Origin of the sequence: Hoeflea sp. BAL378, assembly GCF_000759435.1 — a bacterium.
In the GTDB taxonomy this organism is placed as follows: domain Bacteria; phylum Pseudomonadota; class Alphaproteobacteria; order Rhizobiales; family Rhizobiaceae; genus Hoeflea.
The window spans coordinates 1-18,667 of sequence record NZ_JRJG01000099.1; the positions used below are offsets into that span (position 1 = coordinate 1).

16 protein-coding genes and 1 tRNA gene are annotated in these 18,667 nt (G+C 67.3%); 6 read left to right on the forward strand and 11 right to left on the reverse strand.

The genetic code is table 11. The annotated features are described in order from the left end of the window. Positions 1-89 precede the first annotated feature (89 nt). Positions 90-512, reverse strand: coding sequence for a hypothetical protein (locus LL06_RS18965; protein ID WP_052161727.1), 423 nt, complete (start codon positions 510-512; stop codon positions 90-92). Positions 513-721: 209 nt separating this feature from the next. Here LL06_RS18965 and LL06_RS18970 point away from each other — a divergent pair, with 209 nt between their 5' ends. Next, positions 722-1,054 (forward strand): DUF6665 family protein, encoded by a 333-nt coding sequence (locus LL06_RS18970; RefSeq protein WP_035530449.1) that lies wholly within the window; start codon positions 722-724, stop codon positions 1,052-1,054. Between the two features lie 118 nt (positions 1,055-1,172). Here LL06_RS18970 and LL06_RS18975 read toward each other — a convergent pair whose 3' ends face one another. From LL06_RS18975 to LL06_RS18990, 4 genes are all read right to left on the reverse strand, one after another. Beyond that, positions 1,173-1,796 carry a ribonuclease D gene (locus tag LL06_RS18975; protein WP_035530452.1) on the reverse strand — a complete coding sequence of 208 codons (624 nt, stop codon included), beginning with the start codon at positions 1,794-1,796 and terminating at the stop codon, positions 1,173-1,175. Between the two features lie 131 nt (positions 1,797-1,927). Further along, the gene (locus LL06_RS18980; RefSeq protein WP_035530454.1) at positions 1,928-2,920 is read right to left on the reverse strand and encodes a BMP family ABC transporter substrate-binding protein; all 993 of its coding nucleotides are present in this window, start codon (positions 2,918-2,920) and stop codon (positions 1,928-1,930) included. A gap of 287 nt (positions 2,921-3,207) precedes the next feature. After that, positions 3,208-3,882, reverse strand: coding sequence for a peptide-methionine (S)-S-oxide reductase MsrA (gene msrA, locus LL06_RS18985; protein ID WP_035530456.1), 675 nt, complete (start codon positions 3,880-3,882; stop codon positions 3,208-3,210). A gap of 110 nt (positions 3,883-3,992) precedes the next feature. Further along, on the reverse strand, positions 3,993-4,310 hold the full coding sequence (locus LL06_RS18990) for a hypothetical protein (RefSeq protein ID WP_035530458.1): 318 nt from the start codon (positions 4,308-4,310) through the stop codon (positions 3,993-3,995). A gap of 410 nt (positions 4,311-4,720) precedes the next feature. On the opposite strand from LL06_RS18990, the gene LL06_RS18995 reads away from it, so the two are divergent. Both LL06_RS18995 and LL06_RS19000 read left to right on the forward strand, forming a co-directional pair. Next, positions 4,721-4,810, forward strand: a tRNA-Ser gene (locus tag LL06_RS18995). Between the two features lie 224 nt (positions 4,811-5,034). Further along, positions 5,035-6,384, forward strand: coding sequence for a diguanylate cyclase (locus LL06_RS19000; RefSeq protein ID WP_081964073.1), 1,350 nt, complete (start codon positions 5,035-5,037; stop codon positions 6,382-6,384). Here LL06_RS19000 and LL06_RS19005 read toward each other — a convergent pair. The 6 genes from LL06_RS19005 to LL06_RS19030 all read right to left on the reverse strand — a co-directional run bounded on the left by LL06_RS19005 (position 6,371) and on the right by LL06_RS19030 (position 14,023). Further along, positions 6,371-7,327, reverse strand: coding sequence for a hypothetical protein (locus tag LL06_RS19005; RefSeq protein WP_035530460.1), 957 nt, complete (start codon positions 7,325-7,327; stop codon positions 6,371-6,373). The two genes, LL06_RS19000 and LL06_RS19005, sit on opposite strands and share 14 nt — an antisense overlap. Continuing rightward, positions 7,324-8,373 carry an oligopeptide/dipeptide ABC transporter ATP-binding protein gene (locus LL06_RS19010; RefSeq protein ID WP_201772361.1) on the reverse strand — a complete coding sequence of 350 codons (1,050 nt, stop codon included), beginning with the start codon at positions 8,371-8,373 and terminating at the stop codon, positions 7,324-7,326. The genes LL06_RS19005 and LL06_RS19010 overlap by 4 nt, the downstream gene beginning before the upstream one ends. Further along, positions 8,370-10,292 carry a dipeptide/oligopeptide/nickel ABC transporter permease/ATP-binding protein gene (locus tag LL06_RS19015; RefSeq protein WP_052161728.1) on the reverse strand — a complete coding sequence of 641 codons (1,923 nt, stop codon included), beginning with the start codon at positions 10,290-10,292 and terminating at the stop codon, positions 8,370-8,372. Before LL06_RS19015 ends, LL06_RS19010 begins: the two co-directional genes overlap by 4 nt. Next, on the reverse strand, positions 10,289-11,233 hold the full coding sequence (locus LL06_RS19020; protein ID WP_035530463.1) for an ABC transporter permease: 945 nt from the start codon (positions 11,231-11,233) through the stop codon (positions 10,289-10,291). Before LL06_RS19020 ends, LL06_RS19015 begins: the two co-directional genes overlap by 4 nt. A 14-nt stretch (positions 11,234-11,247) precedes the next feature. Then, positions 11,248-12,768 carry an ABC transporter substrate-binding protein gene (locus LL06_RS19025; RefSeq protein WP_035530464.1) on the reverse strand — a complete coding sequence of 507 codons (1,521 nt, stop codon included), beginning with the start codon at positions 12,766-12,768 and terminating at the stop codon, positions 11,248-11,250. A gap of 79 nt (positions 12,769-12,847) precedes the next feature. Further along, on the reverse strand, positions 12,848-14,023 hold the full coding sequence (locus LL06_RS19030; RefSeq protein WP_052161729.1) for a CoA transferase: 1,176 nt from the start codon (positions 14,021-14,023) through the stop codon (positions 12,848-12,850). Positions 14,024-14,204: 181 nt separating this feature from the next. Between LL06_RS19030 and LL06_RS19035 the strand changes: the two genes are divergently transcribed. From LL06_RS19035 to LL06_RS19045, 3 genes are all read left to right on the forward strand, one after another. Continuing rightward, positions 14,205-15,128, forward strand: coding sequence for a LysR family transcriptional regulator (locus tag LL06_RS19035; RefSeq protein WP_035530467.1), 924 nt, complete (start codon positions 14,205-14,207; stop codon positions 15,126-15,128). Positions 15,129-15,321: 193 nt separating this feature from the next. Beyond that, complete coding sequence (gene dctP, locus LL06_RS19040; RefSeq protein WP_161784994.1) at positions 15,322-16,380, forward strand: TRAP transporter substrate-binding protein DctP; 1,059 nt, start codon at positions 15,322-15,324, stop codon at positions 16,378-16,380. 125 nt (positions 16,381-16,505) lie between these two features. Then, entirely contained in the window at positions 16,506-18,446 is a 1,941-nt protein-coding gene (locus LL06_RS19045) for a TRAP transporter large permease subunit (RefSeq protein ID WP_244447183.1), read from the forward strand. Positions 18,447-18,667: the final 221 nt, after the last annotated feature.

The following is an 18,667-nucleotide window of genomic DNA, read 5'->3' on the forward strand; positions in this document are numbered from 1 at the left end:
GACGGACTCATCGCCGGCAGAGGCCCCCCCGCCGCAACGAAGCGGCGGGTGGCTCGTGGAGCGCGCTCCCGGCAGCTCCACCTGTCCGCTTACTTGGCGGTGACGACCGTCATGACGAGCTTGTCGTCGACCCGGACGGGGCCGTCTTCCTTGGCGCCGAGCGTGTATTCGAAGACGCCGGTCTTGGTGCCGCCTTCCTCGCCATGCAGCATCAACATGAGCATCTCGCCGCTCTTGACCGGTTCGGTCAGGATGGCCGTCACATCGGTGTTCTCGCCGGCCTTGAGCGGCGCATAGCCGACCACCGGGCCGGGCTTCATCTCGGAATCGGTGCGGTGGACGACCAGCCAGCCATTGGCGCCGGCCATGATGCTGGACGCGGTGACGGTGCCGCCCGAGACGTCCTGGTCTTCGCCCATCACCGCCATGCCGGCATGGCTGGCGGCCATTGCCTGGGACGCAAAGAGTCCTGCGGCAAACAGGGCGGTCATCGTCAGTAGGGTCTTCTTCATCTCGAAATCCTTCTCTCACTTCGGTCTGGGTGACGCAGGTGCGCCGACACCAAGGGGACGGGAGCGGATCCGGAAAAGTTTCACCGGCGGCAGAAAAAAGTGCGCGGGCGCGACCGGCTGTGCGTCCAGGCACGGACGATGGACCAACCGCGCCGGTATTTTTGCGCCCCGCCATTGACGGCCGGTCCGGCCGCGGCAAATCTCCGGGTATGGAACTATCGGACCGGCTGCGCCTGACGCTGAGACAGGGAAACGACACGATCGACGCCTTCGCCTATGAGGCGCGGCAGGAGGCGGCGTCGGCGCTCGGCCGCATCGGCAAGCAGCTCGAGGAGGCGCTCGCCGCGATCAGGCGCCATGACGAGACCCCCAATCCCAATCGCAGCCGAGAGGACCTGCTGCAGGACGCCGCCGACCGGGTGCAGGCGCTGATCATCCAGCGCGAGGCCTTCGGCCTCTATGCCTCGCGCGACGTCCAGGCTTTCTACGGCGTTCCCCGCGAGGTGATGCTGCGCATCGGCATCGTCCGGCCGAAGCGGTGACTGGCAGAGCGAGGGCGGAACTCGCACCAGTAAGTCAGATCGCCGATGCGCGATCCGCTGCTTTCTTCATATGATCTTGGATAGCTGCAGACGGCTTGGCGGCTGACTGCGCAATTGCCTAGCTGTGGGCGAAGATGTCGGTTTCCTCCCAGCCCAGCAGGTCGAGCTTGGCGCGGGTCGGCAGGAACTCGAAACAGGCTTTCGCGTGCGCCTCGCGGCCGTCGCGCAGCAGCCGCTCGGTCAGTTTCTGGGTCAGCGCATGCAGGTGGAGGACATCGGAGGCGGCATAGTCGAGTTGCGCCGGGGTCAGCGTCTCGGCGGCCCAGTCCGAGGATTGCTGCTGCTTGGAGAGATCGATGTCGAGCAGTTCCTTGGTCACGTCCTTGAGCCCGTGGCGGTCGGTGTAGGTGCGGCAGAGCCGCGAGGCGATCTTGGTGCAGAACACCGGCGTGGTGGTGACGCCGAAGGCATTGTAGAGCACGGCAATGTCGAACCGGCCGAAATGGAACAGCTTGCGCCGGCCCGGGTCCTCAAGCAGCGCCACCAGATTGGGCGCGCTTTTCTGGCCCGCGGCGATCTGGATCACGTCGGCGGAGCCGTCGCCCGGCGACAATTGCACCACGCACAGCCGGTCGCGGCGCGGCACCAGGCCCAGCGTCTCGGTATCAATGGCGATGTCGCCCGTGTAGCGCGCCATCGCGTGATCGGAAAGGTCGCCCTTGTGGGTGCGGATCTCGGCCATTGCTGATGTGTCCTTTCTTCGCGTTGCCGCCGGCTATAGCCCGAGGTTGCGCCGGGGCGCAAGAAAACGGCCGGGCAAAACCTCGCCCGGCCGTCGTGATCCGTCCTCCGGCGCGACGGCCGGACCGCCCGTCAATAGGGGCAGGCGTTGTCCGACATGTAGTCGTGCACGGTGATCTTGCCTGAGATGATGTCGGCCTTGGCGGCTTCCACCGCGGCCTTCATCTCCTCGGTGACCAGCGGCGCGTTGTTTTCGTCCATGGCGTAGTCGACGCCGTCTTCGGCAAGGCCGAGAACGTTGAAGCCGTAGGTGAACTTGTCGTTCTTGGCGTCCATGAAGGCGTTGTAGACCGCCACGTCGACGCGCTTGAGCATCGAGGTCAGAACCTTGCCCGGCTGCAGGCCGTTCTGGTTGGAATCGACGCCGATGCCGAGCTTGCCGGCGTCTGCCGCGGTCTGCAGCACGCCGATGCCGGTGCCGCCGGCGGCAGCGTAGATCACGTCGGAGCCCTGGTCCATCTGCGACTTGGCGATCTCGCCGCCCTTGACCGGGTCGTTCCAGGCGTCCGGCGTGGTGCCGGTCATGGCTTCGAGAACCTTGGCATCGGCATTGGTGGCGAGCACGCCGCCCTTGTAGCCGCAGGCGAACTTGCGGATCAGCGGGATGTCCATGCCGCCGATGAAGCTCACCGTGCCGGTCTGCGAGGCCTTGGCGGCCATCACGCCGACGAGGTAGGAGCCTTCCTGCTCCTTGTAGACCACCGAGCGCACGTTGGGCTTGTCGACCACCATGTCGATGATGGCGAAATTGGTATCCGGATATTCCGCGGCCACTTTCTCGAGGGTTGCGGCCCAGGAGAAGCCGGCCATGACGATCGGGTTGTTGCCGTCCTTGGCGAAGCGGCGCAGCGCCTGCTCGCGCTGGGCGTCGTTGGCGATCTCGAAATCGCGGTACTCGATGCCGGTCTCGGTCTTGAACTTCTCGGCGCCGGTGTAGGCAGCCTCGTTGAAGGATTTGTCGAACTTGCCGCCGAGGTCATAGATTATTGCCGGCTTGATGTCGGCGGCCATGGCGGTCGCCGACATGGCGGCCATAGCGAGGAAGCTCAAAAGCGTGCGTTTCATGGTGTGCAGCCCTGTCGGTTATGTGTTGCTCTTTATGGGTCCTCCCGCATGCCCTTACGGGCAGACCTGCGGAATGCGCCGGCCAGGGGAGACCGGAAGCGCGTATCCTTGCATGGCTTTAGCCAGATTCCAACGCCGATTTTCGCCCCCGGGCGGAGAAACTGCCTGCCCTTGGCGTTTGTCAGGGAAAAGCGGAAACCGGCTTTATCGAAGATACGAGCGGCAGCAGAAGCCGCAGGACCCTGTCTGGTTCAGGGCGAACCCGGCAGAAATTCGCCCAGCTTTTTTCAGGGCGACGCCGCGCCGCCCGCTTCCGCATCCGGGAAGGCCACGCCGGTGGGCCTGAGGCCGGACTGCCCGCCCGGGGTCCGGGCCGCATGCTGCTGGTGGTTGGCCTCCGCGTAGTAGAACGGCGGCGCGGGCGCGATCTCGGTAACGATCCGGCCGCTGTGGCCGGCGCTCGACAGCGCCTGCTGGTAGAGATCGCGGGCGGCCTCGGCCTCGGCCAGATGGTCCTCACCGGCGGCAAAGATCGCCGAGCGGAAGAATGTGCCGATGTCGTTGCCCTGCCGCATGGCCTGGGTCGGGTCGTGGCCTTCGAAGAAGCGCGCGAGCAGCGCCCGGTAGCCGATCCGGGCCGGATCGAACACCACCATTACCGTCTGGGTGTGCCCGGTGAGGGAGGTCAGCAGCTCCTGGTAGGTGGGATTGGGCGTGATCCCGCCGGCATAGCCGACCGCGGTCACATACACCCCGTCCAGCGGCCAGAACAGCTTCTCGGCGCTGGAAAACCGTCCCATGGCGAAATAGGCGAGCCTGTGCCCGTCCGGGAACGGCGCTTTCAGCGGCCTGCCCGTGACGGCATGGACCCTGGCCGTGTCGATCGGGGCTGTGCGCCCCGCAAGCGCCTCCGCCGCCGTCGGCATCGTCGTCTTGCGCTGGAACATTTCCACCAGAAACATCACACTTCCTCCTGCCGCGGCGCCGCCGCGTCTGCTTCGCACGCACCGCGCCGTGCACTCGCACCGGCTGTCGGGCGGGACGCCCTCCCCTCCCGCGGCCGTCCTTCCTGTCACGCGGCGAAGCGGCCCGCCGGCCTCTTGCGGCGATAGCCGGCCAGATAGAAGACCAGCGAAAAAGCCAGGAACACGGCGAATGCAGGCTGCGCGAGCACCCATGTGACGCCCGGATCCCAGACCCATGCCGGCAGATGCGTCTTAAACAGGTCCTCGACGAGCGCCAGCGTGTCGGGGCTGTTGGAGGACCAGGAGGCGATCAGCGAGGTCAGCACCGGCCGGCCCGCGGCGACGGACTGGATGGCGTCGACCAGCCCGGCGATGACCGCGAAGACCAGGAACATCATGCTCAACACCCGCGCCACAAACCGCATATGATCCTCCAGCCCGGCCAGGGCCCGCCATCCAATTCAGGCCCATGACATAAAGGCCAGGTAACTTTCATGCAATGGCTGCCGCGCGCGTCCGCTACCGACCTCGGCGTCGCACGGCGGCCCGATTGTCCCAGGCCCTCGGCATCCCATGCCCTGCAACGCCGCCGCCCGTTTCATCCCGGACTCCCTTCGCCGGGCATCAAACCGGGCCCCGCGCGTGCCATCCGATCCGGATGCTTCGCGCGCCGGCGGCAGGGCGTCAGATAGCGGTTGCCAAGACAGGCGTCTTGGCTATAGTGCCGCCCGATCCGGACCGGAGACTGGCGGCGATACACAGCCGGCTTTTCCGGCAGGCGACCGCCTTGACAACGGCCGGCATGTCCGGGTACTTGCCCGGCAGACGGATATGCGGAGAGGTGGCCGAGTGGTCGAAGGCGCACGCCTGGAAAGTGTGTAGGCGGGGAACCGTCTCGAGGGTTCGAATCCCTCTCTCTCCGCCATCGTCTGTTTCGCGCCCTGCCGCCACGCCAAATCAAGGCCAGCGGGCTTCCGGTTCGAACTTTATCCTTCCCCTTCAGCCAACCCTCCTGTGCGCCCGGTTGCGGCATCCGGTCTTGCTTTCCGGTTGGTAAAGAACCCGTATGCAAGAAATTGTGCATGTTCGAAGGCAAATCTTCAGACCGACCTGCAAAGCTGGACCGTCAAGGGTCACTGGAAAGGTCGGATGGCAAAGCGCAGGAAAGTGGTTCACAGTCCGTCGATTGCGGCAGATCGGATCTGTCCCGACGGGCTCGATGATCCCGCGATCTCCGCCGAAGTGGAGCGGCTTCTGTCGCGCCGCACGCGCGACATCCGCCTCAATGACCAGATCAACCGGCTGTACAGGGACCGCGCCTGGCCGCAGACGGCCAAGATCATTCGCGCGTGGATGATCTGGGTGGCCATTCTGGGCGTGCTGACGCTCGGCCTCAACCTACTGTTGCTTCCGCCGGATGTATCCAAATCCATGATCCTGCCCAGCGCGATGCTCCCGCCCATTGCCCTTGCCGTGGCGCTGGTGTGGCGAAGGCCGCGCGCGCCCTGGCTGCAAGGGAGCCTGCTCGTCGCGGGCGTGTTTGCCATTCTCCTGTCGATCGCCCTGGTCGGCGTCAGCGCCGGAGGCGAATTCTACGAACGGCATCTGAGCATCATGCTGTTCGTGGCGATCACCGCCATCATCATCTTCGGCATTCCACTGGCCTGGACGGCGATCATCGCCGCTTTGGCGCTCGGGCTCTATTTCGTCTTCCAGTTGACCAATCCGTCACTCAACCTTGGCAGCGCCCTGGCGTCCACGCTGTTCTTCTCCACCGGCGTCTTCGCCACCGTGGCTGCGCGCCGCAACATGACGATTCTCGCCCAGAAGACATTCCTCTTCGAATTGCGCGACCGGCGCCGGGTTTCCGAACTGGCGGAGGTCAACGATCGGCTCGCCTCCCTGGCCAGGACCGATCCGCTCACGGGCGTCGCCAACCGGCGCTGGATGGAGGAAACCATCGACCAGCTCTGGGACAAGGGCAACACAGGCCCCGACCGGGTCGCCATGCTGATGTGCGATATCGACGAGTTCAAGAAGCTCAACGATCATCTGGGCCATGCCGAAGGGGATCGCTGCCTGATCCAGGTCGCCACCCTGATCCAGAAACATGTGCGGCGCAGCCGTGACCACCTGGCGCGCTACGGCGGCGAGGAGTTTCTCGTCATCCTTCCGGGAATGAGCGAGACCGACGCCCTGTGCGTGGCCGAACGCATTCGTGAAAGTGTCGAAGCCGCCGCCCTGCCCCATCCGACATCCGTCGTCTCCCGATACGTCACCTTGAGCATTGGCGTGGCGGTTCAGGCGCCGGCTGACGAAAAGGTGTCGTCGGAGCAGCTTCAGCGCAGCGCCGACGCCGCCCTCTACCAGGCCAAGCAATCCGGCCGCAATCGCGTGGTGATCCACCGGCCGGCGCAAACGGGCACCCGGGGTCGTCCCGACGGCGCCGCCGGGAAGACCGCGCCCCGCGCCGCGTCGCCCTCGTCTACTTCCGCCTGAACAGGCCTTCGCAACCGCCGATCCGGTCGGACAGGCCGGCGAGCCAGGCCTTGGCGGCCGCATCCTTCCCGAGATAGACATCGAGAAAGGCGAGCGTGACCTGCTCGACGGCAGCTAAGTGATCGGGCTGCGGCGACTGGTCGGGCCGGGCGATGCCGCCGAGATAGTGATCGGCGCCGGTCAGCAGCGCGAGATATTTGTCGCCCGGCGGCGCAAGCTCGTAGGGCTCGACCTTCCAGCGCCAGTCCTGGCCCTTGGCGCCGCCGTCGCGCGTCCCGGTGACGTTGAGCATCGGGCCGCTGATTCCGTCCCAGGACCCCTCGCGCAGGCCCTGCTGGTCGCGGCCCTGGGCGCTGAGCAGGATGGCGGCGGCAAAGCGGTCGTCGCGGAAGCTGCGCGTCCCCTGGCCGGGCAGGTCAATCACGGCGCCGGCCAGGAGTTGCGACGTGTAGGCGCCGAAGGAATGGCCGGCGATGGCGCAGGACACCGTTGCGCCGACCGGCCCGCTGGTGGCCGCGACGATCCCGTCGAGCCGGTTCATCACCTGACCGACAATGCGGATCCGCTCGAGCCCGTACCAGGGCGCGTGCAGGATCTCGAACATGCGGGCGCGCACGGTCTCGTTCGAAGCCCAGGCGCCGAGATCGCCGGCCGGATCGAGGCCAAGCTCCGGTTCGGCCGCGGCCACCGCGCCGATCCAGTCCGGGAAGGTGGGATGGATGACCAGATAGCCATGCGCCGCCCAGTGCCCGGAAAGCCCGGCATAGTCGCGGCCGCTGGCGCTCAGCCCGTGGCAGAACACCACGACGCCGCGCGGCGGATTGTCCTCCGGCCAGCGGCAGACCAACGGCAGCGGCGCGCCGGTGACGCCGTCGATTGCGATGTCGGCGCGGGCCAGGAGCTTGCCCGGGGCCGCGGCGGAGGCATAGCGGGGCGGTGTCATGGCGCGGCGGGCTCCTTGCAGGCTGGCTGTCCCGACAGCCGCGCCGTTTCGGGCGCGGGTCCGGCGTCCGGCGCATGCAGGAAGCAGGCCGCCGTTCCGCCGCCGGCGATCGCGAAAGCAGGCGGCATTTCCGCCCGGCAGCGCGGCATGACGTGCGGGCAGCGGTTCTGGTAGGGGCAGCCGGTGGCCGACAGCCGCGGCGCATCGGGCGCCGGCGCGAATTTCCGCGCGGCGCGGCGGCGGCGCTGGGCGGCGGGATCGAGCAGCGGCACGGCGTCGAGCAGCGCCCTCGTATAGGGATGGGCGGGGGCATGATAGACCCGGTCGGACGGGCCCTCCTCGACGATGTGGCCCAGATACATCACCGCGATCCGGTCGGAGATGTGGTGCACCAGCGCCAGGTCGTGGGCGATCATCAGATAGGCGATGCCGAACTCGGCGCGGCGCTCGTAGAGCAGGTTGATGATCTGGTTCTGGGTCGACACGTCGAGCGCACTGACCGGTTCGTCGAGCACGATCAGTTTCGGTTGCAGGGCCAGCGCCGCGGCGATGGCGATGCGCTGCCGCTGGCCGCCGGAAAACTGGTGCGGATGGCGGTCGAGATGCTCCTCGGAGAGCGACACCAGCTTCAGAAGCTCGATGGCGCGGGCGCGGCGCGCCGCCCGGTCCATCGACGTGTGCACGTGCAGCGGCTCGGTGACGATCGCCTCGACTGTCATCGACGGGTTGAGCGAGGAATAGGGATCCTGGAACACCGCCTGGATCTGGCTGCGGATGGCGGGCGGATAGCGCGTCCTCATCGCCGTCAGCTCGGCGTCGCCAAAGCGGATCGAGCCGCCGGATGCGGTCACCAGGCCGAGCACGGCGTTGGCGATCGAGGATTTGCCGGAACCCGACTCGCCCACCAGCCCGAGCGTCTCGCCGGCGCGGATGCTGAGGTTGGCGCCCCGGACCGCATGGAACGGCTTGCCGCCGATGCCCATGAGCGAGCGGCCCCAATAGGTGACCTCGAGGTCGGTGATCTCGATGAGCGGCTTGTCGGTCACGATGCGGCCTCCAGCTCGAGTTCGCCGGCCCGGATGCAGCGCACCAGCCTCTCGCGTCCCAGAAGCGGAATGCGCGCGTCGCAGGCAGCCACCCTGAAATCGCAGCGGTCGGAGAAGCGGCAGCCTGATGGCCAGTCGCCGGGCCGGGGCACATTGCCGCGAATGGTGGGAAGCGGCGGCATGCGGTCCGAGGCGTGCGGCATGGCGTGGAGCAGGCCGGCCGTGTAGGGATGGCGCGGATCGGCGAACAGCGCATCGACACCCGCCATCTCCACCATCTCGCCGGCATACATGACCGAGATCCGGTCGCAGATATCGGCGGCGACGGCGAGGTCGTGGGTAACGAACAGGATGGCCATGCCGAACTCGGCCTGGAGGTCGCGGAACAGATCGAGGATCTCCTGCTGCACGGTCACGTCGAGCGCCGTGGTCGGCTCGTCGGCAATCAGAAGCGAGGGGTTGCAGCTCAAGGCCCGGGCGATGGCGATGCGCTGGGCCATGCCGCCGGAGAGTTCGTGCGGATAGGCGCGGGCGCGCTCCTCCGGGCGGGGAATGCCGACCCGGTCGATCAGTTCGACCGCGCGGGCCCAGGCCTGGGCGCGGTTGAGCCCCTGCTTGACGCGCAGCACTTCGGCGATCTGGCTGCCGACGGTGAAGGCGGGGTTCAGGCTGGTGGTCGGGTCCTGGAAGACCATGGCCACCTCGTTGCCGCGCACCTGCTCGATCTGCCTTGGCGAAAGCGCACGCAGGTCCTGGCCGTTGAGCAGGATGGCGCCGTGGGTGGCGCGGACGCCGGCGCCGAGCAGGCCGAGGATGGCGAGCCCGGTAAGCGTCTTGCCCGAACCCGATTCGCCGACAAGGCCGAGCGTCTCGCCCCGGGCAATGCTGAAGGACAGATCGGTGATGACGGGGACCTCGCCGCCCGGCGCCGGCACCATCACCTGCAGGTTCTCGACGCGCAGGACCTCGTCGGCCCGGCGCGGAAGCACCACCGGCTCGGCCGCGCCAGGCGCCGCCGCAAAGCGGGCGGCGGGGGTTTCCGGCCTGGTCTCGACGGCGATGCCGCGGCCGATCGAATCGCGCAGCACGTCGCCGAGCAGATTGACCGACAGCACCGTCAGGATGATGGCGATGCCCGGCGGCACCGACAGGAACCAGTTGAAGTCCATGAAGGCGGCGGCGGTGTTGAGCATCGTCCCCCAGCTTGCCTGCGGCGGCTGGACTCCGAGCCCGATGAAGCTGAGCCCCGCTTCGGCCAGCAGCACCGCGCCGACGGTCAGCGTCACCTGCACGATCAGCGGCGGGGCGATGTTGGGGAAGATGTGGCGCATCAGGATGCGGCGGTCGGAGGCGCCGATGACGCGGGCGGAGCGGACATAGACCTCCTCGCGCTCGGCCAGCACGACGCCGCGCGCCAGCCGCAGGAAGGAGGTGGAGAACAGGATGCCGAGCGCGATCATCGCCCGGTGCAGGCCGGCGCCGAGGATGGCGATGATGGCGATCGCCACCATGATGCCCGGGATGGAGACCACCGCCTCGACGATGCGCATGACGATCCAGTCCCACACCCCGCCGCGATAGCCGATGAACAGGCCGATCGGCACGCCGAGAAGAACGGCGATCGTGGTCGCCTCCGCGGCCGCGATCACGGCGATGCGGCAGCCATGGATGAGCCGGCTCAGCACGTCGCGTCCGAGATCGTCGGTGCCGAGCCAGTGCGCGGCCGACGGTCCCTGCAGCGCCTCCATCAGGCTCTGGCGCAGCGGATCGTAGGGCGCGACCCAGTCGGCGAAGACAGCGAGGAAGGCGAGCAGCACCAGCACGGCGGCCGCCACTGAGGTGACGATGTGCGCCCCGTTCAGCCGCGATCGGGCGCGGACCGGGCCGGCCGGGGACAGGGTGTCGGGCTTGCTGGTCATGAGGGCCGCGCCTTCGGATTGAGCAGGCCGTAGAGGATGTCGGTGGCGAGCTGGACGGTGACGACCAGGCCGACCATCACCAGCACCAGGCCCTGCAGCATGGGGATGTCCTGCTGGCGCACCGCGGCGATGGCGAGCGTGCCCAGGCCGTTGATGGCGAAGACCTGCTCGACGATCAGCGCGCCGCCGAGCAGGACGGTGATCTGGAAGGACAGCACCGCCACCACCGGCACCAGCGCGTTGGTCAGCGCGTGCCGGAAGATGACGCGCCGGAACGGCAGGCCCTGGGCGCGGGCGGCGCGGATGTAATCCTGCTGCAGCACGCCAACCATGGCCGAGCGGACCTGGCGGGCGATGGCCGCGCTCGACGAGGTGCCGAGCGCGATCGAAGGCAGGATGACGCTGCGCAGCCATTCCCAGGGCGATTCCGTGAGAGGCGTGAAGCCGGTGGCGGGAAACCAGCGCAGATTGACCGCGAAGATCGCCACCAGGATCAGGCCGAACCAGAAATTCGGCACGGCCTGGCCGAAAGTTGCGCCGAGCGTGGCGAAGCGGTCGACCCAGGACCGGGGCCTCAGCGCCGCCGCCACCCCGGCAGCGACGCCGATGAGGATCGCGATCAGCGCCGACATCGCCGTCAGCGACAGGGTGACCGGGAGCCGCTGCATTACGGCTCCCATGACGCTGACGCTGTTGAAGAACGAGCTTCCGAGGTCCCCCTGCACCGCCCGCCCGAGCCATTGCAGATAGCGCAGGTGGACGGGCTCGTTGAGGCCCAGCCGTTCGCGGACCATCTCGTACTGCTGCTGGGTGCCGGCGTCGCCGATGATCAGGTCGACCGGATCGCTCGGCAGCAGCGACGTGAACGAGAACGTCAGCACCGAGACGATGAACAACAGGGGCACCAGCGCGAGAAGCCGCTGAACGATGAGCTTCAACATGGGAGATCCGCTGTTCAGTCGTTCGCCTTGAGACCGCGAAGGTTAATCGAATCCTCGCCGTAGCGATAGACGACCGTCGGGTTGGCGTCGGTCTTTTCACTGGCGCCGATGAGGATCGGAGAATTGGCGACGAAGATCAGGAAGGCCTCGTCGGCCAGTTTCGCCGCCATCTTCTGGTAGATCGGGCCGCGCACGGAATTTTCGACCGATTCCAGCCCGGCCTCGGCCAGCGCCAGCAGTTCCTCGCTCGGCTTGACCTTGAACGGGTTGTAGTTGGCGTCCTCGTAGATGTAGCGCAGCGCCAGGAATTTCGGATCGGTGTTGGTGTTCCAGACCAGGTTGGTGGCCGGGAAATCCGTGGTGCGGCTGCGGCGGGCGAGCGTCCCCGGCTCCACCGGCGCGATGTTCATGGTGATGCCGATTTCCTTGAAGAAGCCCGCCAGCGCCTCGAGCCGCGACTGGTAGACGGGGATCGAGGGCATGTCGAAGCTGAAGCCGTCCGGGAAGGCGGACTTGGCCATGTACTCCTTGGCCTTGTCGAGGTCATAGGCATAGACGCCCTCGAGATCCGGATTGTAGGCCCAGTTGCCCTTGGCGTAGGGCTGGTAGGAATCCTCCGACAGGCCGAACAGCACCGCCTTGCCGAAGGCGGCGCGGTCGATGGCGTGGGCCATGGCGAGGCGCACATTGCGGTCGGCGAAGGCCGGCACCATCGTGCCCTCGCGGTCTGAGATGATCACGTGATAGTTGAGGCCGCCGGTGTTGCGGATGAGCTTGAGGCCGGCGGTGCGGTCGATGATCGCGGCCTGCGGGTTGGCGAGCCAGTTGCCGGCGTCGATCTGGCCGGTCTTGAGCGCGTTGAGGCGCGCCGTGTCGTCCGGAATCTCCCACACCTCGTAGCGGGCGAGCCCGATCATGTCCTTGTCCCAGTAGGTCGGGTTGGGCGTGTAGACCTGCACCTCGCCCTCGCGCGACTGGTCCTTCGAGTGGACATAGGGGCCGGTGCCGACCGGATTGCGGTCGATGGTCGGATCGGCCATCGCCGCCGGCGCGAGCATCATGCCGCCGGTGTAGCACAGGCTGTCGATGATCGCCGGGTCGGGCTCCTTGAGGGTGATGCGGAGCGTGTATTCGTCGGCCGCCTCGGCGCTCTCGACGGTCTTGAGGCCCTCGATGATGCCGAGCTTGACGCCGCGGTTGATGTTGGCCGCGGCGACCTCGGCGTTGAAGGCCTCGCCATTGGAGAAGCTGACGCCCTCACGCAGCGGGATCGTCACGTTGAGGCCGTCGATCTCGTAGCCGGTCGCCAGCAGCGGCACGGCCGTGCCGTCGGCGGCCTTTTCGAACAACGATTCATAGACCGGCCTGAGATAGGGGACGCCGCTGCCGCTCTGCTGCTGCGGGTCCATGGTGATGAGCTTGACCTGCTCGGCATATTTGAAGGTGCCCGAAGGCTCCGCCTGCGCCACCGTGGCGAGGCCCAGGCCTGCGCCCAGCGCCAGTGAAAGTATCGAACTTCTGATCAACGTCCTCATGTCTATTCCTCCCAGTTGATTGCCGTTACGAATTGCGATCGGCCCGGACCCGCCCTGCCCGTCGTCTGCCGCGGTCCTGTCACTCCCCCGCGGGACGGGCCGAAGCCAGATCGGCGCCCATGTCATAGGCTCCCGTGTCGTCTCCCAGTCTTGGCGCCGCCGGCAGCGCCGGCCAGGCCTGGCCATCCCTGCGGAACGCCGGTCCCAGCGCCACGGGTTCGCCCGCGATGCCAATGCCGGGCGTCAGCGGATAGAGCTCCGTGAGATATTCGCCGAGATCGCGGACCCTTGCGGCCGGCACGCCCGCCGCGTTCAGCGCCGTCTCGAGCGCGTCGGCGGTGGCGGCGGCGAAGGCAGCCCCCAGTTCGGCGCGCAATTCCTCCGTCGCCGCGTTGGCGAGGAAAGCGCCGCTCGAAAGGCCGGCGGGGAGATAAGGCGGCATCGCCAGTTCCGGGCGGCCGAGCAGCCGGCAGAGGATGGCGAACTGGCCCATGGTGTTGGCGGCGACCGAGATATGGCCGTCGGAGGTGGCGAAGGTTTCGGCGCCCGGACTGCCGACGAAGCCGCGGTTTCCCACGCGCTCGGGGGCGACGCCGGTCGACAGCGTGTTGGCGGCGGGTCCGGACATCAGCGCCAACGCGCAGTCGACCATCGACACGTCGAGGGTGATCGGCGCGGTGTCGCCGCGCAGCCGGCAGATGATGGCGGCGAGGATCGCCTCGGCCGCGGACATTCCGGTGGCGATGTCGATGACCGGGAAACCGACCTTGACCGGCGGCTCGCCGGCGCCCGAGCCCTGCAGCGCCATCATGCCGGTTGCGGCCTGAATGACGTGGTCATAGGCGCCGCGGGCGCTGTTGGGGCCGCTCTGGCCCCAGCCGGAAATCGAGCAGTAGACGACGTCGGGACGCACCGCGCGAATATCCTCGGGCGCCAGTCCGAGCTTGCGCGCCACGCCGGGCCGGAAGTTCTCGACGAAGATATCGCAGTCGGCTGCGATCCGGAGAAGCATGGCGCGGCCTTCCCCGGTCGCCAGATCGACGACCACGGATTTCTTGCCGGCATTGAGCGCACGAAAGCCCGGCGTCAGGCCGCCGAGCGCGGGCTGCATGTCGAGCGCGCGCATCGGGTCGCCGCCGCCGGGCCGCTCGACCTTGATCACCTCGGCGCCCATGCAGCGCAGATGATGGGTGGCGCAGGGGCCGGCCAGCACATGGGTCAGGTCGAGGACCCGAAATCCTTCGAGCGGAAGCATACAGTTCTCCTGTTCCCGGCGCGGGGTGACGCATCACGCAAGAACCGCGTGGCATCCCGCTGGCGCAAGCCTCCTCCCAGAGCCGTAGGATGCCAGCATAGGATCGGTTTTGATATTACCGGTAGTTATATTTGCTAAGGTCTGTGTTACAGTTTGCTAAACCCTGTTCATGGAGCGTCCGATGGACCTGAGACAAATCCGCCACTTCGTCGCCGCCTGCGAGGAGGGCTCGCTCAGCGCGGCGGCGGTGCGGCTCAACTGCACCGCGTCGGGGGTCAGCCAGCAGATGAGCGCGCTCGAGGCGCGGCTCGGGACGGGGCTGCTCGAGCGCACGCGGCGCGGCGTCAATCCGACGGCGGCGGGCTGGCGCTTCTATGCCCGGTGCCTGGCGATCCTCAAGGCGGTGTCCGAGGCCGAGACCGAGCTCGAGGATTTCTCGGCCGGGCTGAGCGGCACGGTGTCCGCCGGCTTCGCGCCGGGCCTCGCCAAGGCGGTGCTGCCGCAGACGCTGGCCCGGTTCACCCGCGAGTTCCCCAAGGTCGACATCGAGATCTCCAGCGGCACGTCGGACGCGCTCGTCGCCGAGACCTCCAGCGGCGACCTCGACTTCTATGTGGGCCAGTTCGCCAAGCCGCAGGTAGGCCTCGCCGCCACGGCGATCGGGCGCTATCCGGTGGCGCTGATCTCGGGTTCGCGCCGCGGCTTCATGCCGATGGAGCAGGTCCGGCTCAACGAGGTGGCGCCGCTGAAACTCTCCATTCCCTCGGCCACGCACAGCCTGCGGCCGCGCATCGAGGGCGCCATCCGCAACGGCGAAATCCTGGTCGAGCGCACCATCTCGATCGCCAGCCTCTCGGCGGGGCTCGAATTCGTGGCGCAGACCGACTGGTCGTCGATCCTGCCCTACTGGATTGGCCTGAAGGAGCTTGGCAACGACCGGGTCACGGTCAACCCGATCGCCGCGCCGCTCCTGAGCGTCGAGCTCGCCCTCATTCACCTGGTCCGCCGGCCGCTGTCGCGGCCCGCGCAGCTCCTCTACGAATATTTCTGCCAGGAGCTCACCCGCAGCGAAGACGAGTGGAAGCGGATGCTGCAACAGGATTAAGCGCTGCTAACGGAAAGCTTTAGAAGAAATTAGTATTCTTGATTGCTGTTCAGGAATACCGTTCAGCCCGGAGGAGCGCGTCCGGCCACAGGGGCGGTCGCGTGGACACGCAGGGTTCGGCCCTGCCGGCGGAGACCCGATCGCCGCAGTCAGAATGCGGGCCAGAGGCCACAGCGGGGCCGGGAGGAAAATCATGGCAATAGCACACAGCAGTGCGCCGTCAGGGCGCGGACTGAACCGCAGGGCGTTCGGCGGTCTGACGCTCGCGACCCTTGCGGGGGCGCAGATGGCGGGCGGCGCGGCGCAGGCCGCTGCGGAACTCGACCTCAAGATGCAGTTCGCTTCGCCGGACGGCACGCCCTGGAACGATCTCGACCGGCGCTTCGCCAAGCATATCGAGACGATCAGCGGCGGCCGGGCGGCGGTAACGTTCTTCCCGCCCAATTCGGTGACACCGTTCAAGGACTGGCTGCAGTCGACGGGCTCGGGCCTGCTCGACATCGGCTTCGTCTGGCATCCGGTCCTGCCCGGCAAGTTCCCGCAGATGGAATTGTTCGGCCTTCCCGGCCTGTCGAAGAACCAGACGCTGGCGAGCGTGGTCTACTGGCGCCTGTGCGACCAGTTTCCGGAAATGGGCAAGCTCTTCAGCGAGGGCGACAACGTCGTCGACCTCGGCACATTCGTGGCCATGGGCTCGCATCTGCACAGCCGCGAGCCGGTGCGCAGCCTCGCCGATTTCAAGGGCAAGGTCTTCGCCGCGCAGGATGCGGCCGGCGTCGGCGTACTCGAAAAGCTTGGCGCCAGCGCCAGCGTCACGGTCGGCCCGGACGCCTATCTGGCGCTTCAGCGCGGCGCGGTCGACGGCGTGCTCTGCGCCTGGGGCTGGGTGAACAACTTCAAGCTCAACGAGGTGACGACCTACCACACGCTCCTGAACCTCAATCCGGGGTCCTACAGCAGCGTCATGAACCGTGATGCGTTCAACAAGCTGACGCCGGCGGAGCAGGCGCATCTCACCGACATCCGCCCGCTCTATTTCTTCTACAACACCACCGATGGCGCGGCCGCGGCGATGGGCAGCCTTGCCCCGGAAAACATCTTCAGCCTCAGCACCGCCGACACCGAGGCGCTGGCCTCGCAGATGCGGCCGTTCTGGGACGAGTGGGTCAAGAAGGCCGACGCGGCCGGGATGCCCGGCCAGAAAATCCTCGACGAGGCCGTCCGGCTGACTAAGCTCTACGACCAAAACTAGGCTCACGCCCCGGCCTCGGCCCTCCGCCATTCGGCGAGGCCGCGAAGCTGACCATGGATCGCGCCGGCTGGCAAAGCGCCGGCGTGATCCGCCTTGCGGGTATCGGTGAAGGAAATGCGGGCGTGATGCAGAACAACGGGCGCGGAGCGGACGACGGGCGCCAGTCGACACCCTTGGATTCGGTCGCCGGGGTCCTCACCCGTGCGCTCGCCTGGCCCAGCCGTGCCTCGATCCATGTCGGCGCCATGGCCCTCATCCTGATGATGGGGCTGACCGTCGCCGACGTGGTGCTGCGCAACCTGTTTTCCATCGTCGTACCCGGCGGCATGGAGATGACGGGCCTGATGATGATCCTGGCGGCGCTGTCGACGCTGGCCGCGGTGGAGCTGGAAGGCAGCCACATCCGCGTCGACATGCTCCTGCGGCTGCTGCCCGAATGGGCGCGCGCGCCGACCGTTGCCGGAGGGCTTCTGCTTACCTTCGCGACCATGGTCGTGACCGGGGTGCAGATCTTCCTGCAGGCGCTCTATCTCCATGACAACGGCATCGTCACCGGCGTGTTCGGCGTGCCCGAATGGCCGTTTGTCGCCTGCGCCACGGTCTTCATCGCGCTGTTCGCGGCGGCCCTGCTCACCAACCTGACCACGGCGCTCAGCGCGGTGGCCCGGCTCGGCGATGCCCGGTCGGTGGCCGTGTTCCTCGCCTGGATGCTCGCGGTGGGCGTGATCCTGGCGCTGGTGCTGTTCCCGCAGCACATGCCGTTCGAACTGCCGCGCGGCGCCCGCGGCCTGTTCGCCATCTGCCTCTGTTTCGTGCTGATCTTCCTGGGCGTGCATGTCGCCGCGGCGATGGCGGTCACCGCGCTGGTGGGGATCAGCATCCTGATCAACGCCACCGCCAGCCTCACCAGCCTCGGCACCACCACCATCGATGTCGTCAGCGACCCCACTTGGAGCGTGGTGCCGCTGTTCACCTGGATGGGGCTGATCGTGGTGGCGGCCGGCTTCGCCGAGGATCTCTACCGGGCGGCCTACCGCTGGATCGGCCACCTGCCGGGCGGCCTGGCGTCCGCCAGCACGGTGGCCTGCGCCGGCCTGTCCTCGATCGTCGGCGACACGCTGTCGGGCGTCTACAGCATGGGAACCATCGCCCTGCCGCAGATGCGCAAATACGGCTACGACATGAAGCTCGCCACCGCCTCGATCGCCTGCGCGGCCACCATCGGCGTGATGATCCCGCCGAGCCTCGCCTTCATCGTCTATGGCATGATCACCGAAGTCTCGATCGGCAAGCTCTTCATGGCGGGCATCATTCCCGGCATCCTGTTCGCGGTGCTGCTGGTGTCGCTGATCACCATCCGCGCGATTCTCAACCCCGGCATGGCGCCGCGCGGCGAGGTCTCCACCTGGAGCGAGCGGATCCAGTCGAGCGGCCGGGTCTGGCCGATTCTGGTGCTGATGCTCTTGGTCCTCGGGGGTATCTACTCAGGCGCGGTCACCCCGAACGAAGCCGGCGGGCTCGGGGCCTTCGGCGCGCTCGCCATTTCCGTGCTGACCCGGCGGCTGAGCTGGGCCGCGCTCTGGCAGTCGATCGAGCGGGCCCTGCTGCTGTCGGCCGCCATCATCGTCATCTTCATGTTCGCCACCGCCTTCAGCCGCTTCATCGCCATCAGCGGGCTGACGCAGCAACTGGCCGATCTCATCATCGGGCTGGAGCTTGGCAAGTACCAGCTCATCGCCGCGATTCTCCTGTTCTACGTGCTGATCGGCATGTTCATGAACGCATTGCCGGCGCTGGTGCTGACCGTGCCGCTGTTCTTCCCCGTGGCGATGGCCGCGGGCTTCGACCCGGTCTGGTTCGGAGTGGTCGTGGTCATCATGGTGGAACTCGGCGTCGTCACCCCGCCGATCGGGGTCAATGTCTTCGCCATCGCCGCGCTGGCCAGGGACGTGCCGATGTACGACGTCTTCCGCGGCGTCTTCCCGTTCTGGATTGCCTTCCTGGTCCTGATCATCCTGATCGTGGCGTTTCCGCAGATCTGCCTGTTCCTGCCGTCGCTGATGTGAACCCGGGCAGGCGGCCCGCAATCCCCCGATCCGAAGATGGGTCCCGGAGCATTGCAGGCCGTCCCGCGCCCGAGGCCTATTTCACACTAACGCTGACGCCGACCCCGGCGCCAGAACTCGCCATTTCCCGTTCGGCCTGGGTGAAGCCGTAATCGGGCACGATCTCGCCCCTGCGGTCGCCGATCTCGTCCCAGCGCGCGACCACGCGGTCGGCGGCATCG

What these genes read in the sequence shown, in the direction of transcription:
- LL06_RS18965 (WP_052161727.1), bottom strand. Translation starts at nt 512, where the DNA reads ATGAAGAAGACCCTACTGACGATGACCGCCCTGTTTGCCGCAGGACTC.
- LL06_RS18970 (WP_035530449.1), top strand. Translation starts at nt 722, where the DNA reads ATGGAACTATCGGACCGGCTGCGCCTGACGCTGAGACAGGGAAACGAC.
- LL06_RS18975 (WP_035530452.1), bottom strand. Translation starts at nt 1,796, where the DNA reads ATGGCCGAGATCCGCACCCACAAGGGCGACCTTTCCGATCACGCGATG.
- LL06_RS18980 (WP_035530454.1), bottom strand. Translation starts at nt 2,920, where the DNA reads ATGAAACGCACGCTTTTGAGCTTCCTCGCTATGGCCGCCATGTCGGCG.
- msrA (WP_035530456.1), bottom strand. Translation starts at nt 3,882, where the DNA reads ATGTTTCTGGTGGAAATGTTCCAGCGCAAGACGACGATGCCGACGGCG.
- LL06_RS18990 (WP_035530458.1), bottom strand. Translation starts at nt 4,310, where the DNA reads ATGCGGTTTGTGGCGCGGGTGTTGAGCATGATGTTCCTGGTCTTCGCG.
- LL06_RS19000 (WP_081964073.1), top strand. Translation starts at nt 5,035, where the DNA reads ATGGCAAAGCGCAGGAAAGTGGTTCACAGTCCGTCGATTGCGGCAGAT.
- LL06_RS19005 (WP_035530460.1), bottom strand. Translation starts at nt 7,327, where the DNA reads ATGACACCGCCCCGCTATGCCTCCGCCGCGGCCCCGGGCAAGCTCCTG.
- LL06_RS19015 (WP_052161728.1), bottom strand. Translation starts at nt 10,292, where the DNA reads ATGACCAGCAAGCCCGACACCCTGTCCCCGGCCGGCCCGGTCCGCGCC.
- LL06_RS19020 (WP_035530463.1), bottom strand. Translation starts at nt 11,233, where the DNA reads ATGTTGAAGCTCATCGTTCAGCGGCTTCTCGCGCTGGTGCCCCTGTTG.
- LL06_RS19025 (WP_035530464.1), bottom strand. Translation starts at nt 12,768, where the DNA reads ATGAGGACGTTGATCAGAAGTTCGATACTTTCACTGGCGCTGGGCGCA.
- LL06_RS19030 (WP_052161729.1), bottom strand. Translation starts at nt 14,023, where the DNA reads ATGCTTCCGCTCGAAGGATTTCGGGTCCTCGACCTGACCCATGTGCTG.
- LL06_RS19035 (WP_035530467.1), top strand. Translation starts at nt 14,205, where the DNA reads ATGGACCTGAGACAAATCCGCCACTTCGTCGCCGCCTGCGAGGAGGGC.
- dctP (WP_161784994.1), top strand. Translation starts at nt 15,322, where the DNA reads ATGGCAATAGCACACAGCAGTGCGCCGTCAGGGCGCGGACTGAACCGC.
- LL06_RS19045 (WP_244447183.1), top strand. Translation starts at nt 16,506, where the DNA reads ATGCAGAACAACGGGCGCGGAGCGGACGACGGGCGCCAGTCGACACCC.